This is a genomic window from Ampullimonas aquatilis (genome assembly GCF_049675895.1).
Taxonomy (GTDB): domain Bacteria; phylum Pseudomonadota; class Gammaproteobacteria; order Burkholderiales; family Burkholderiaceae_D; genus Ampullimonas; species Ampullimonas aquatilis.
Genome location: NZ_CP183834.1, coordinates 1,781,420 through 1,794,310, shown reverse-complemented (window position 1 = coordinate 1,794,310; position 12,891 = coordinate 1,781,420). Strand labels below are relative to the sequence as shown.

Annotated in this window: 17 protein-coding genes; 13 read left to right on the top strand and 4 right to left on the bottom strand. The window is 50.2% G+C overall.

Annotated elements, in window-relative coordinates; translation table 11 throughout:
• Positions 1–219: 219 nt before the first annotated feature.
• Both ACMYR3_RS08230 and ACMYR3_RS08225 read right to left on the bottom strand, forming a co-directional pair.
• The gene (locus ACMYR3_RS08230; RefSeq protein ID WP_424196280.1) at positions 220–675 is read right to left on the bottom strand and encodes a nuclear transport factor 2 family protein; all 456 of its coding nucleotides are present in this window, start codon (positions 673–675) and stop codon (positions 220–222) included.
• Between the two features lie 49 nt (positions 676–724).
• Positions 725–1,174, bottom strand: coding sequence for a DUF2147 domain-containing protein (locus ACMYR3_RS08225; protein ID WP_424196278.1), 450 nt, complete (start codon positions 1,172–1,174; stop codon positions 725–727).
• Positions 1,175–1,223: 49 nt separating this feature from the next.
• On the opposite strand from ACMYR3_RS08225, the gene ACMYR3_RS08220 reads away from it, so the two are divergent.
• From ACMYR3_RS08220 to ACMYR3_RS08210, 3 genes are read left to right on the top strand one after another with little or no spacing between them, the layout of a single operon-like run.
• Complete coding sequence (locus ACMYR3_RS08220) at positions 1,224–1,289, top strand: hypothetical protein (RefSeq protein ID WP_424196425.1); 66 nt, start codon at positions 1,224–1,226, stop codon at positions 1,287–1,289.
• A gap of 39 nt (positions 1,290–1,328) precedes the next feature.
• A complete protein-coding gene (locus tag ACMYR3_RS08215; protein WP_424196276.1) occupies positions 1,329–1,565 on the top strand; it encodes a hypothetical protein in 237 nt (78 codons plus the stop codon).
• A gap of 9 nt (positions 1,566–1,574) precedes the next feature.
• Entirely contained in the window at positions 1,575–2,069 is a 495-nt protein-coding gene (locus tag ACMYR3_RS08210) for an HIT family protein (RefSeq protein WP_424196274.1), read from the top strand.
• On the opposite strand, the gene ACMYR3_RS08205 is transcribed toward ACMYR3_RS08210, so the two are convergent.
• Positions 2,041–2,451, bottom strand: a complete 411-nt coding sequence (locus tag ACMYR3_RS08205; protein ID WP_424196272.1) for a hypothetical protein — start codon at positions 2,449–2,451, stop codon at positions 2,041–2,043. The two genes, ACMYR3_RS08210 and ACMYR3_RS08205, sit on opposite strands and share 29 nt — an antisense overlap.
• A gap of 142 nt (positions 2,452–2,593) precedes the next feature.
• Here ACMYR3_RS08205 and tadA point away from each other — a divergent pair, with 142 nt between their 5' ends.
• From tadA to ACMYR3_RS08155, 10 genes are all read left to right on the top strand, one after another.
• Positions 2,594–3,109 carry a tRNA adenosine(34) deaminase TadA gene (gene tadA / locus ACMYR3_RS08200; protein ID WP_424196270.1) on the top strand — a complete coding sequence of 172 codons (516 nt, stop codon included), beginning with the start codon at positions 2,594–2,596 and terminating at the stop codon, positions 3,107–3,109.
• Positions 3,110–3,154: 45 nt separating this feature from the next.
• Positions 3,155–4,102 carry a muramoyltetrapeptide carboxypeptidase gene (gene ldcA / locus ACMYR3_RS08195; RefSeq protein WP_424196268.1) on the top strand — a complete coding sequence of 316 codons (948 nt, stop codon included), beginning with the start codon at positions 3,155–3,157 and terminating at the stop codon, positions 4,100–4,102.
• Positions 4,103–4,173: 71 nt separating this feature from the next.
• A complete protein-coding gene (locus tag ACMYR3_RS08190; RefSeq protein WP_424196266.1) occupies positions 4,174–5,478 on the top strand; it encodes an adenosylmethionine--8-amino-7-oxononanoate transaminase in 1,305 nt (434 codons plus the stop codon).
• Complete coding sequence (gene bioD, locus ACMYR3_RS08185) at positions 5,478–6,191, top strand: dethiobiotin synthase (protein ID WP_424196264.1); 714 nt, start codon at positions 5,478–5,480, stop codon at positions 6,189–6,191. Before ACMYR3_RS08190 ends, bioD begins: the two co-directional genes overlap by 1 nt.
• Before the next feature lie 123 nt (positions 6,192–6,314).
• Positions 6,315–7,343, top strand: a complete 1,029-nt coding sequence (bioB, locus tag ACMYR3_RS08180; RefSeq protein ID WP_424196263.1) for a biotin synthase BioB — start codon at positions 6,315–6,317, stop codon at positions 7,341–7,343.
• 69 nt (positions 7,344–7,412) lie between these two features.
• Positions 7,413–8,639 (top strand): aminotransferase class I/II-fold pyridoxal phosphate-dependent enzyme, encoded by a 1,227-nt coding sequence (locus ACMYR3_RS08175; protein WP_424196261.1) that lies wholly within the window; start codon positions 7,413–7,415, stop codon positions 8,637–8,639.
• Between the two features lie 6 nt (positions 8,640–8,645).
• Complete coding sequence (locus ACMYR3_RS08170; protein WP_424196259.1) at positions 8,646–9,317, top strand: alpha/beta fold hydrolase; 672 nt, start codon at positions 8,646–8,648, stop codon at positions 9,315–9,317.
• Positions 9,318–9,320: 3 nt separating this feature from the next.
• Positions 9,321–10,145: a methyltransferase domain-containing protein gene (locus ACMYR3_RS08165; RefSeq protein ID WP_424196258.1), complete on the top strand. Its 825-nt coding sequence runs from the start codon at positions 9,321–9,323 to the stop codon at positions 10,143–10,145.
• A 231-nt stretch (positions 10,146–10,376) separates the two neighbouring features.
• On the top strand, positions 10,377–11,978 hold the full coding sequence (locus ACMYR3_RS08160; protein ID WP_424196256.1) for an ABC-F family ATPase: 1,602 nt from the start codon (positions 10,377–10,379) through the stop codon (positions 11,976–11,978).
• Positions 11,979–12,087: 109 nt separating this feature from the next.
• The gene (locus ACMYR3_RS08155) at positions 12,088–12,345 is read left to right on the top strand and encodes a YkgJ family cysteine cluster protein (RefSeq protein WP_424196254.1); all 258 of its coding nucleotides are present in this window, start codon (positions 12,088–12,090) and stop codon (positions 12,343–12,345) included.
• 128 nt (positions 12,346–12,473) lie between these two features.
• Here ACMYR3_RS08155 and ACMYR3_RS08150 read toward each other — a convergent pair whose 3' ends face one another.
• Positions 12,474–12,686 (bottom strand): hypothetical protein, encoded by a 213-nt coding sequence (locus ACMYR3_RS08150; RefSeq protein ID WP_424196252.1) that lies wholly within the window; start codon positions 12,684–12,686, stop codon positions 12,474–12,476.
• Positions 12,687–12,891 lie beyond the last annotated feature (205 nt).

Genomic DNA, 12,891 nt, shown 5'->3' with positions numbered 1-12,891 from the left:
GTTTGACTCGGTCCCATTGAAGGCGCGAAATAGCCTTAGGTGCACGGTGATTGGGTATTCGTACTGATGGTCCCGGATGATGGTATTACTTTAGTGAGAGTGAAATATTCTAATTATAATCAATTAGTTAATAAAACTATTGGTAATAGAGTGGGAATGATGCTGGCCGTGTTTTAAGCTAAACCAGAAGCCGAAAATCCTCAGAGGAATTTCGGCTTTTTAATTATCCGTAATCGGTAAAGCTTTCGCTTGTTCAATGCCACATTGCGCGTTTCGATCCAGCACTTTTTCAAGCATGGCGGTATCGCAATAAATGCGTAATTCGGTGACTTTGCCCCAACGTAAGGTGATGAAGTGGGTGCCTTGATTCTGAAACGGTATCCCGTCACATGTCGTGCCAAAGTCGCGCCACTCGGCCACTGCTTTGGTATGCCACGGCCATCCCTCTACCACAATATTTTTAACTTCAAAGTGGAGATCGGGTAGGGCGCGGGGTAAGCGCTCGTACCATTGCCTGATTGAGTGTGGATGGATTCTGCTACCACTCAAGGCATGATCACCGTAAAAAACATGATGCGCCTTTTGTGCAAAAACCTCGGGGATTTTGTCATATTGGCGATCATTAAGCAGTTGAAATACTTTCCGTAGATTGCGTTTGACAATGGAGTGATACATGGTGAGACAGCCTGTTTGAGAGTGAGATCTGCAAATATTGAATTTTTATTTATTCGGTAATTCGAGTCCAGGTATCCGTTCTGCCAAATAATGACACCCCGATAAAGCCCCGAATCTGAAGCGTTTGCGAGTCTTTCAGTTCAACCCGACATGAATAGGTTTTACCGTTATTGGGATCATATATCGTGCCTTCGTGCCATTTACCTTGCCCTGCATAATGCAGGTTTTGCAGGATAGTCGTGCCAACTAGCAGTCGTTCTTTGAGTGCGGGATCAGGGTTGAGATTATCTTTACGTTTTGGATCACCTTTGCCGCCGATAATGGTGCCGCTATAGTTTTTGTTGTCTTGTTGTGTAATTTGTATGATGCCGTCCTTGTTTGGCGTGTGCCACTTGCCAATGATCAGTGATTCCAACTCATCGGCATGGGCCGAATTCAACAAGGTAGCAAGCAAGAGTAGGGCGATCGAATTGATAAAAGCGACAAGTACTGATTTCATCAAGTTGGCCTCAGTTCAATAATGACATTAGGCTTTGCAAATAACGACAATGGATGTCGTAGCCAAAGCTGCTTTGGTTTCTAAGTTAACTGTGTACCGTCATTTTCAAAGTTAAGAAAATTTATTTCGTGAACGGATGGCGGAGCAGTGTGAAATGCATTTGCGAGTCGTGAGTCAATTCAAAATAGTCAATTTGGCTGTTGAAAAAGCCGTATTTGCGTTGCAAGGGGGTTTATCTGTGCGTTTTATCTGTGTTGACTCATCCTGGAGTTGCGATCAATCAATGCAATTTGCTCGTGCTTCATTTAAAGTTGTGGCAAAGCTTTTGCTTGATAAGTTCATCATGCTGATAGATGGCGGCATAATGCCGATAAGTCCTTTTTTGAAATGAAGTCCTACTATGAGTGATAAACCTGCCAAACCGGCTTTGCCTGCGTGGGAAGAACTGGCCCGTGGTGTTGGCTGCCCTTTGTGCGAGCCACGGGTGAAGATCGACGATAAACATTACTTTGTCATTAAGCTACCGGTAAGTTCGGTCTATTTGTCACGAAATCAGACTAATCTCGGCTATTGCACGCTGGTTTATGATCCCCGTCATGTCACGCGCATGGAAGATCTGACTGAGGAGGAATATGTGGCATTCAATAGTGATTTGTATGTGCTGAGCCGGGCTTTGTCTAGCACTTTTTCACCCGATCATATGAACTATGCGATCCTCGGCAACAATGTGCCGCACTTGCACTGGCACGTCATTCCTCGTTATCAGACCGATCCACGTTGGCGTCAGCCGGTTTGGCGGACTCGTATTGAAGAGATTGATGTGGTCTGGTTAAAAGATGAAGATTGCGAACTGATTGCTAAAAAAATCAGAAACGCTGTGAAACCCTTGCTTTAACCATCACCGGCTGGGCTGGCAAGTGCAAACTGGGTTTGCTGGCCAGCGCCCGCATGACAGTGCGCATGAAGAATGCGCCAAAGGCTGCGCCGGCACCATTGACTAAAAAGTCTGCCAGTTCAAACGGGTGACCGTGACTCCATATTTCATAAAACTCATGCAAGCCCCCAATGCTGACCACGACCAGTGTTGCCACAATGGTGGAATGTTTGGGCAGGCCACTGCGATATAGCCCGGCCATGATGGCATAGGTTGAAAAATGGGCGATCCAATGCCAGTTACCCTGAAATACATAGCTGGCGGAAGGATGTCCCCCCACAACAAACAAGGCAATGGTCATCAGAATGGCAATGGCGAAAAAGAATTGATGGGTACGTGACATGACTAATAGCAAACGGCGGTGATATTCAAGGGTGTAGTGGATCGGTGTGATTGAGCCGGGTTATACAATTTAACGGCAGCCAAAGGATATACTGTAGCGCTGATAAATTTTATGACAATCCTGACAAGATTTGATTCCGCTAATGAATGATGAGTTTTTCATGCGCAAGGCGCTGGATCAGGCGCATAACGCCTGGATGATTGGCGAAGTGCCGGTCGGCGCAGTGCTGGTGCGCGATGGCGAGGTCATCGCGACGGGTTTTAATCAGGTGATTACCCAGTCTGACCCAACCTGTCATGCCGAAATCGTGGCGCTCCGTAATGCCGCGCATCAGTTGGGCAATTATCGGCTGCCTGATTGTGAGTTGTATGTCACTCTGGAACCCTGCATGATGTGCGTCGGTGCAATGATTCATGCGCGGCTCAAACGCGTTATTTTTGCGGCGGCTGATCCTAAAACCGGGGCTTGTGGCAGCGTACTGGATCTGTTTGGTCAAACTACGCTCAATCATCACACACAAGTCACGGGTGGGGTGCTGGCCGAGGAGGGTGGGCAAATTTTGAAAGACTTTTTTGCCGAACGACGCAAGGCAGCCAGCCAATCCAATCTCGATGTCGATGTGATTTCGACATCGCTTGAACAACCACCTGATTTTTGAGTCGCTTGAGTCAATTCATTGAAGCCAATAAAAGAACAACCCACTATGGCCACTATCGCAAAAACTCAACCCTACTCATCATGGTCATCTTTACAAGGTAAAACCTTGGGATTGATTGCCCCTTCCGGTTATCCGCTGGAACCCAAGTCGATTGATCTGGCTGCTAGATATTTAAGCACTCAAGGTTTGAATGTGGTGGCGCATGATAGTGTCTGGGCCAAACATGAACGCTTTGCCGGCAATGATGATTTGCGTGCCGATGCCTTTAATGACTTTGCCCTGGGTGGCCACGATGTGGTCATGGCAGTACGTGGCGGCTATGGTTTGTCGCGCTTGTTGGATCAGCTGAAATATAAAAAACTGGCCAGGTCAGGCAGTCTTTTTGTGGGTCATTCCGACTTTACCGCCTTTCAATTGGCTTATCTGGCCAAGACTGGGCAGGTGAGTTTTGCCGGGCCGATGGCTTGTTATGATTTTGGTCAAACTGTGGTGTCGGCTTATACCGAACAACATTGCTGGGGCTTGCTGACAGTGCCGCAATATGAAGTCAAGGTGACGGCGCCCAAACAGCCCAAGGTCAATCTGCAAGGCACGATCTGGGGTGGTAATCTGGCTGTGTTGAACCATCTGGTGGGCACGCCTTATCTACCCAACATCAAGCAGGGGATTTTGTTTATTGAAGATATCAATGAACATCCCTACCGAGTAGAGCGGATGATTTATCAACTGCTTTATGCAGGCGTTCTGGATCGTCAACAAGCCTTGCTGTTGGGGGATTTCTCTGACTATAAACTCAGTGCTGCCGATAACGGTTACGACTTTGACAGCATGGTGGCGCATTTGCGAGAACGTCTGCCGATGCCTGTTTTGACAGGTCTGCCGTTTGGGCACATTCGCGACAAGCTCACTATACCAGTCGGAGCGACGGTGGAACTCAAGTCCGCACCGCGTGGTTATTCATTGAATTTTTCAAACTATCCTTATCTTGATTAAGCAGCCCGTTTGATTAAATTTTCAACTTAAGCCTTTTAACCATCGCCTTTTCAACCATTTTTGTCCACTTGATGTATTCCAGCAATCAAGCCTTACTCGCCGCCAGCCTTCAGTATGTCTGGCATCCCTGCACGCAGATGAAGCATCATGAGCAATTGCCATTGATTCCAATTCGCTCGGGGCAAGGTGCCTGGCTGATTGATATGGATGGTCAGCGATATCTGGATGGCATCAGCTCGTGGTGGGTAAATCTGTTTGGTCATGCCAATCCACGTATCAGTCAGGCCATCAAGCAACAGCTTGATCAACTCGAACACGTGATGCTGGCAGGTTTTACCCATGAGCCGGTGGTGACATTGTCCGAACGTTTGAGCCAGATGACGGGTGGTGTGCTGGGGCATGCCTTTTATGGTTCTGATGGTGCTTCCTGTATCGAGATTGCGCTCAAGATGAGTTTTCATGCCTGGCGTAATCAAGGGCATACCAATAAGCGCGAATTTGTTTGTCTGAAAAACAGTTATCACGGCGAAACATTGGGCGCTCTGTCCGTCACCGATGTGGCGCTGTTTCGTGAGGCTTATGGCCCCTTGTTAAACCAAGTGCATATCGTGGCGGGTGCCGATAGTCGTGAGGCTGACTCCGTGACTCAGGCCTTGCAACGCATGCAGATTTTGTTTGAGGAACGCCATCAGCAGATTGCGGCATTGATAGTCGAGCCGCTGGTGCAATGTGCGGCCGGCATGGTGATGAGTGATCCTGCGTATTTAAGAGGCTTACGGGATTTATGCGATCGTTATCAGATTCATCTGATTGCCGATGAAGTGGCCGTGGGTTGTGGTCGCACCGGGACTTTTTTTGCCTGTGAACAGGCCGGTATCTGGCCCGATTTGCTTTGTCTTTCCAAGGGCATTAGTGGCGGTTATTTACCTTTGTCTTTGGTATTGTCGCGTGAGTCAATTTATCAGTCCTTTTATGATGATCAAATGACGCGGGGGTTTTTGCATTCGCATTCCTATACCGGCAATCCACTCGCTTGTGCCGCGGCGGTGGCCACCCTCAATATCTTTACCGAAGATCAGGTGCTATTGCGCAATCGAGGGTTGGCTGCGCAGATCAGTCAGCAATTGCATGCCGTTAAAGCCCATCCGGCGGTACGGAATTTTCGTCAGCAGGGGATGATCTGGGCCTTTGAAGTGGCGACCGATTTGCCTGATTTTGCCCGCCAGTTTTTCAGCGCAGCTTTGCAGCATGGTTTGTTGTTACGCCCCATTGGCAAGACGGTCTACCTGATGCCACCCTATATTTTGAATGAGGCGGAAGTCAGCCATCTGACTCAGGCAACCTTGCAATCCTTGAATGAGGTAATCAAGCCTTGATGCATTCACCCAGCCCAGCCTGGTTTGTGACCGGCACGGATACCGAAATCGGCAAGACCACAATCACTGCTGCCATCTTGCATGGCCTGGTTGAGCGCGGTTATCGTGCGGTCGGCTTAAAGCCGATTGCAGCGGGACTGGATGCACTTAATCAAGACGGCAAGCCTGACAATGGCGATGTATTGCAACTCATGGCCGCCAGTAATGTGAGTCTGCCGCGCGCCATCATCAATCCTTATCTGTTGGCCGAACCGGTGGCACCACATAGTGCGGCTGAGCAAGCCGGCGTGTATTTTGAGTTGGCAGTCATGGATGCAGCACTACAACAGGCGCGAGCGCATGCCGACATCGTGTTGGTGGAGGGCGTTGGCGGCTTTCGAGTCCCTTTGCAAGACGGACTGGACACCGCCGATTGGGCACAACATATGGCGTTGCCGGTGTTGCTGGTGGTGGGGTTGCGACTGGGTTGTATTAACCATGCCTTGCTAACTGCCGAGGCGATTGCCGCGCGTGGGTTGACCATTGCGGGCTGGATTGCCAACCAGGTTGATCCGCAGATGTTGCGACCATCGGCCAGTGTGGCAGCAATACAGGCTAAAATAGCGGCTCCCTTGCTGGGAGTGGTGCCTTATCAGGATAAAAAACTGGATTGGCGCGAGCAGGCTGATGAAATCAGTCGCCATCTCAATCTGGCCGCATTTCTCGGAAGCTAAGTTGACCGATGACTTGATGGCTGCAGGTTGGCTGCTTTTGGACTAACTCTTGGCGACGCAATATTTGATCGACAACCCTGACATTCTGGCTGGCAAGGGTCAGCACACAACTCAACGGAACACATGGAAACCAAAACCCTGAATTTTGTCAAACCGGCAGTCACCGCCACTCAAGCCAATCAAAGTAGCTGTGCGACCACCCATCCAGCCAATCAAGCCGAGCGCTGGTCGGTCGATGCCATTGAAGCCTTGTTCAATTTAAGCCTGAATGATTTGCTCTTTCAAGCGCAACAAGTGCATCGCGATAACTTTGATCCCAACGCGGTACAGCTGTCGACTCTGTTATCAGTAAAAACCGGTGGCTGTCCGGAAGACTGCGGCTATTGCCCGCAATCGGCGCGTTACGACACCGGTGTAACTTCGCAAGACCTGTTGCCTTTGGATGATGTCTTGTCGGCTGCTAAAGCGGCCAAAGCGCAAGGCGCAACCCGTTTTTGCATGGGCGCTGCCTGGCGTGGCCCCAAACAGCATCAGCTGGAACCGGTGCTCGACATGGTCAAGGCGGTCAAGGCGCTGGGTCTGGAAACCTGCGCCACCTTGGGTATGTTGCGTGAAGGTCAGGCCGAGCAGCTCAAAGCAGCGGGCCTCGACTACTACAACCACAATCTGGATACGGCACCGGAATATTATGGTGAGGTGATTTCCACCCGTGATTATGATGATCGTCTGCAAACCCTGGAGCGAGTGCGTGCCACCGGGATGAATGTGTGTTGCGGCGGCATTGTCGGGATGGGTGAGTCACGACGTCAGCGCGCCGGACTGATTGCGCAGTTGGCCAATATGGAGCCTTATCCTGAGTCAGTGCCCATCAATCATCTGGTACAGGTAGAAGGCACACCCATGTATGGTCAGGAAGCGCTGGATCCATTTGAATTTGTCCGCACCATTGCGGTTGCCCGCATCACCATGCCAACGACTTTTGTGCGCTTGTCGGCAGGTCGTCAAGAACTCGGTGATGCGGTGCAGGCACTCTGTTTTATGGCAGGTGCCAACTCGATATTTTATGGTGATAAATTATTGGTCACCGGTAACCCCGAGGCCGATCGTGATAAAGCCCTGATGGCCAAGCTTGGGCTATACCCTGCCCAGTAAAAAATAGCCACTCTACAAGACTAATAAATACGCACTTAAGCAGGCATTTATCCATTTTAGGTAGACGAAATGACGGGAGTATGTGAAATTCCCGCATTTTTAATGGCACTGGAAGCAGGTGGTATGGCAGCACTGGAAGCGCAATTTTCAACCCATTTAAGCGAGCTGGAAACCCGTGGCTTGCGGCGGCGCTTGCCAGCTGTCAGTCCGGCCGGGCAAAGCCCCTGGTTGGCCGATTTTTCCCATAATGATTATTTAGGCTTGGCCAATCAGGCCAGCCTGACGCAAGCCGGTTTTGCCGTAGCGCGCGAGTATGGCATGGGCGCGACTGGTTCGCGCCTATTATCGGGCAATAGCGCCGTGCATGAAGCGCTGGAGGCCGACATTGCCAAGGCCAAAGGCTGTGACTGTGCCTTGATTTTCAACTCGGGCTATCAGGCCAACGCCACGGCGCTGGCGGCATTGCTCGACAAAAAAGTGCTGGGTGCCGAGCCGCTGGTGTTTGCTGATCGGCTCAATCACGCCAGTTTGCATCACGCCTGTCAGTTGATGGGTGTGCATCAGCAGCGCTATCGCCACAATGACCTGGCGCATCTGCGTGACTTGCTGTTGAAACATCAACACTTGCCTCAGCCCAAGTTCATCATTGCCGAGACCGTGTTTGGCATGGATGGGGATCAACTCGATGTGCCCGCCTTGATGCAACTGGCAGATGAATTTGATGCCTTTGTCTATCTCGATGAAGCCCATGCCACCGGGGTGTTTGGCGCGCAGGGTTATGGGCTCGCAGCGGGGCAGATGCGCAATGCGCAAGGCCAACACCGCGGCATGGTGATGGGCACCTTCAGCAAGGCGCTGGGCGCATCAGGTGCCTATGTGGCCTGCAGTGAGACAGTGCGTGATTATCTACTTAATCGTTGTGGTGGTTTTATTTATTCAACCGCTTTGTCACCGGCGGTCATCGGCGCGGTGCAAGCGGCCTGGCAAAGTCTGCCCGGCTTGCAAGCGGTGCGCAGCCAGTTGCTGGAAACTGCCCAGGCGCTGCGCGATCAATTGCAGGCGCAGGGCTTTGACGCGGGTACATCGACAAGCCATATCGTGCCGATTATTCTGGGTGATGAAGCGCGTGTCCAGGCGCTCAAAGTGCATTTGCAAGAGCAGGGGATATTGACTTCAGCCATTCGTCCCCCGACGGTGCCGCCCAATACAGCGCGTTTGCGTATTGCTTTAAGCAGCCTGCATCGACCTGAACAGATTCAGGCCTTACTGGATGGCTTGGCGAGCTGGCAAAGGTGAGGCACCATGAATTTTGTCCTGTGTCATGGATGGAGCCTGGATCAGCGCAGCATGCTGGCCTTGGCCGCGGCTTTGCAAATCCACTATCCACAGGCCAGTCTGCAGTTGATAGAGCTGGGTATGACCGGTATGCCAATCAATGAGCAGATCTTGATTGAACCCAATGTGCCCATGATTGCGATTGGTCATTCCTACGGCTTTGCCTGGTTGCTCAAACAGTCAGTCAATTGGCAGGCACTGGTGGCCATCAATGGCTTCACCCATTTTTGTCGTGGTCCTCATCACCCAACTGGCACGCCAAAACGCTTACTGGAAGCGATGTTGGCGCGCTTAGGCAATGAAGCAGAAGCCTTACTGGCAGAGTTTTATCAGCGTTGTGGATTGCCAGAGGGTGCTTTGTTCAAAACACCTGCACGGCTTGATACGGCACGGTTAAGCCATTTTTTAAGCAAATTGCGCGACACCCACTTAAGTTTGCCTGACTTGCCCGTATTGGCCATTGCCGGTAAGCAAGACACCATTGTCGCTGCAGATTTAAGCCAGGACTGCTTTAAAGAGCTTGCCTGGCTGGATGGCCAACATGCCTTACCTCAACAGCATCCAGCTGCCTGTGCGAGACTGATTGCCAAGTTTATTGAGCAATCAGCGAATTTGAGAAATCCTGAGAAGTTGGATTAACGCATGTTTGAAATTTCAATTTCTGAGTCTAGGTTAAGCGCGATACCCAATGGTGATACACAAATTGCTCAACGATTTGCACAGGCGGCAGGTCAATACGAGGCGAATGCCCATGCTCAGCGCGAGATCGCTGCTCAGTTTTCAGCATGGCTTAAAGTCCAGGCTCAACAAAGCAAGCAGCAACCGGAAAAAATAGCTGAAATCGGTTGCGGCACCGGCTTGCTGTCGGCCCATTTGTGTCATGATTATCCAGCCGCACAATTGCTTTTGACTGATATTGCTCCGGCCATGTTGGCCCGTTGTCAGCAACGCTTTGCTGATGAAGTGGTCACCTTGACGGATAGCCAGTCACCCGCAATCCACTATGCCCTGGCCGATGGTCAGCAGATCAGTTTTGCACCACAGCCCGACTGGATTGTTTCATCCATGTGCTTTCAGTGGTTTGTTGACTTACCCAAGGTGCTTGCCATGCATGCCGCGCAGTGCCAAGTGCTGGCCTTTGCTGTTTTGCTGGATGGTTCGTTCGCTCCTTGGCGTGCAGCGCATGAGCATCTTGGCTTGCGCCATGGTTTGCGGGCTTTGCCGAGTTTGATCGAGATTGAACGTGCTTGTCAGACGATACCTCATTGCCAATTTAAAACTCAGCAAATCAGCGTGAAGCAGGTTCATCACAATGGTCTGGATTTTGCCCGCGCCTTGCGTGCGATTGGCGCTGATACGCCGCATCAGCAACATCAACCAGTGCTATTGCGCCCGGTGTTGCGCCAGCTGGAGCAGGGTTGTATGGCCAATTATGAAGTCGGGCTGTTTTGGATTGAGCGTGCCTGACGCGACTGCCAACGCAATGGCATGACAATCTGCTAGCAAATTTGTATGACGTTGCCTGAATGCGGCATGAGCACGCTCGATAGCGGGTACAATGTCAAGCTTTGCCGAAAACCGTATTAAACTCGGTGTTTTTGCTGCCATTCTATGGAGTATATGTAAATTTAAGCTCCTTAAGTGCATTAAATATAGTCCTATTTTTATACCTCCACTCAGTATCTTTAAAGAAGTCTCATGCTTTCTACCGCCAATATCACCATGCAGTTTGGGCCTAAGCCCTTGTTTGAAAATATATCCGTCAAGTTTGGCGGGGGTAACCGTTATGGCCTGATCGGCGCCAACGGTTGCGGCAAGTCCACCTTCATGAAGATTTTAGGTGGCGATCTTGAGCCCTCGGCAGGCAATGTCTCGCTGGATGCCAATGAGCGTCTCGGTAAACTGAAGCAGGATCAGTTTGCCTATGAAGACATGCGGGTGCTGGATGTGGTGATGATGGGGCACACTGATATGTGGGATGCGATGACTGAGCGTGATGCGATTTACGCCAATCCTGAAGCCACCGATGACGACTACATGAAGGCGGCTGAGCTCGAAGCCAAGTTTGCTGAATATGATGGCTATACCGCCGAAGCAAGAGCAGGGGAGTTGCTGCTGGGTGTGGGGATTGCCACGGATTTGCATGGTGCCAATATGAGCGCGGTGGCACCAGGCTGGAAATTGCGGGTATTGCTGGCGCAGGCGCTGTTTTCCAATCCGGATATTTTGCTGCTTGATGAGCCAACCAACAACTTGGATATTGACACCATTCGTTGGCTGGAAGACGTGTTGAATGAACGTAATTCAACCATGATCATCATTAGTCACGATCGTCACTTCTTGAATCAGGTGTGCACGCACATGGCAGATATGGATTTTGGCACGCTCAAGATCTATCCCGGTAACTATGATGACTACATGCTGGCCAGCTCACAGGCACGTGAACGTCAGTTGTCGGCCAATGCCAAGGCCAAGGAACGGGTTGCCGATTTGCAAGACTTTGTACGCCGCTTTTCAGCCAATAAATCCAAGGCACGTCAGGCAACCTCACGTCTGAAGCAGATCGACAAGATCAAGGTGGAAGACATCAAGCCATCGTCACGGCAGAACCCGTTCATTCGTTTTGATGGTGAGAAGAAACTGCATCGTCTGGCGGTGGAAGCCATTGAAATCAGCAAAAAATTTGATCGTCAGATTTTCGGCAATTTGAGTTTCATGGTCGAGGCGGGTGAAAGAATTGCCATCATCGGTGCCAATGGTGCCGGTAAGACCACACTCTTGCGTTGCCTGGCCGGTGCTGAAATCAGTGGGCTGGCACCTGATCATGGTCAAGCCAAATGGGCTGAACAAGCCAATATTGGTTATATGCCACAGGATCCGACTGAAGAGTTTGCTGCTGGCGATACCTTGACCGACTGGATGACGCAATGGACCAAAGAAGGCGACGATGATCAGATGATTCGTGGCATTCTAGGGCGCTTGCTGTTTTCTGGCGATGATGTGAAGAAGTCCGTCAAGGTACTGTCTGGTGGCGAAAAAGGTCGCATGATGTATGGCAAGCTGATGCTCGGTCGTCATAATGTCTTGTTGATGGATGAGCCGACCAACCACATGGATATGGAATCCATCGAGTCACTCAATATTGCGCTGGATAAATATGCGGGTACGTTGATTTTTGTTTCGCATGACCGTGAGTTTGTGAGTTCGTTGGCAACCCGTATTCTGGATGTGCGCAATGGCGAAATCATTGACTTCCATGGCAACTATGAAGATTATCTGAGCAGCCAGGGGATCGAATAATCAGTTTAAAGTGACGGGTTTTTTACAGATCGTTTGCTGATTCAACCATCAAGACAGTCTGCTTGCTGAAACAGTTGGCAGGCTGCTCATCAATCAATCCAGCATCCAGATGATTATGCAATGTCGTCCGCTTTGTGCCGCGTGCTGTATTGAGCCATCAATTTCCAGTGCCATTCCTGGTATGCCAAATGGTAAGCCTGCGGGTATACGTTGTATTCAGTTGAACGAAGCTGATCAATGCATGCTGTTTAATCTGCCCGAACGCCCAGTCGTATGCGGCAGCATTCAGCCCTCATTGGAGATGTGTGGTAATTCGCGTGACGAAGCCATCATGTGGTTGAGACGACTTGAGGCGCAAACTTCTTAAATACTCTTTGCTCTTAATATTTTGGCGATGATATGGCCGACCAGAGCATAGAAACTCAAGCAGGTATAAACGCAAAGAGTGGAGAAGAGAGAGTCCCAAGGACTCTCCATGGTGATTGGTTGGTTAATTCAATACGGTGAATAGACATCTTCTTCATCATCCAGCGTAACAGGCTCTGAACGCATAAAGACCATGACGATTGCAACCACAACGACACTCAAAATTACCAATGGAATATCAACTAGCATACGCATAAGTACTGACCTTTGAACTTGTGGAATGCCCCGTGGCAAACCTTCGATAAAGTCGAGTTTGTCATCGTAGAGGGGGCGATGGAACATAAGTTACATCTCCTTAAATCTAAAATGTAAGCAAACCTTGCAGCTCTTGACGCGTGCATAGGCTTGCCGCCTAGCCCCATTCAAGTGCCTGATGACCTTAAGATCAAAGTCCGACTTGATTTGTTCCCTAGATATTGAGTACTGGTCAGCGTGTGACAGTAGTCTTTTTATTATCGAGTGGCTAATTTAGCCGATCATGAGCAAG

Bases quoted from the DNA above. Each gene is read 5' to 3' on its own strand.
- ACMYR3_RS08155 (WP_424196254.1), top strand. From the start codon at position 12,088: ATGATTATGCAATGTCGTCCGCTTTGTGCCGCGTGCTGTATTGAGCCA.
- ACMYR3_RS08190 (WP_424196266.1), top strand. From the start codon at position 4,174: ATGTATTCCAGCAATCAAGCCTTACTCGCCGCCAGCCTTCAGTATGTC.
- ACMYR3_RS08160 (WP_424196256.1), top strand. From the start codon at position 10,377: ATGCTTTCTACCGCCAATATCACCATGCAGTTTGGGCCTAAGCCCTTG.
- ldcA (WP_424196268.1), top strand. From the start codon at position 3,155: ATGGCCACTATCGCAAAAACTCAACCCTACTCATCATGGTCATCTTTA.
- ACMYR3_RS08210 (WP_424196274.1), top strand. From the start codon at position 1,575: ATGAGTGATAAACCTGCCAAACCGGCTTTGCCTGCGTGGGAAGAACTG.
- bioD (WP_424196264.1), top strand. From the start codon at position 5,478: ATGCATTCACCCAGCCCAGCCTGGTTTGTGACCGGCACGGATACCGAA.
- ACMYR3_RS08175 (WP_424196261.1), top strand. From the start codon at position 7,413: ATGACGGGAGTATGTGAAATTCCCGCATTTTTAATGGCACTGGAAGCA.
- ACMYR3_RS08165 (WP_424196258.1), top strand. From the start codon at position 9,321: ATGTTTGAAATTTCAATTTCTGAGTCTAGGTTAAGCGCGATACCCAAT.
- ACMYR3_RS08150 (WP_424196252.1), bottom strand. From the start codon at position 12,686: ATGTTCCATCGCCCCCTCTACGATGACAAACTCGACTTTATCGAAGGT.
- ACMYR3_RS08230 (WP_424196280.1), bottom strand. From the start codon at position 675: ATGTATCACTCCATTGTCAAACGCAATCTACGGAAAGTATTTCAACTG.
- ACMYR3_RS08225 (WP_424196278.1), bottom strand. From the start codon at position 1,174: ATGAAATCAGTACTTGTCGCTTTTATCAATTCGATCGCCCTACTCTTG.
- ACMYR3_RS08205 (WP_424196272.1), bottom strand. From the start codon at position 2,451: ATGTCACGTACCCATCAATTCTTTTTCGCCATTGCCATTCTGATGACC.
- ACMYR3_RS08170 (WP_424196259.1), top strand. From the start codon at position 8,646: ATGAATTTTGTCCTGTGTCATGGATGGAGCCTGGATCAGCGCAGCATG.
- ACMYR3_RS08215 (WP_424196276.1), top strand. From the start codon at position 1,329: ATGCATTTGCGAGTCGTGAGTCAATTCAAAATAGTCAATTTGGCTGTT.
- tadA (WP_424196270.1), top strand. From the start codon at position 2,594: ATGAATGATGAGTTTTTCATGCGCAAGGCGCTGGATCAGGCGCATAAC.
- bioB (WP_424196263.1), top strand. From the start codon at position 6,315: ATGGAAACCAAAACCCTGAATTTTGTCAAACCGGCAGTCACCGCCACT.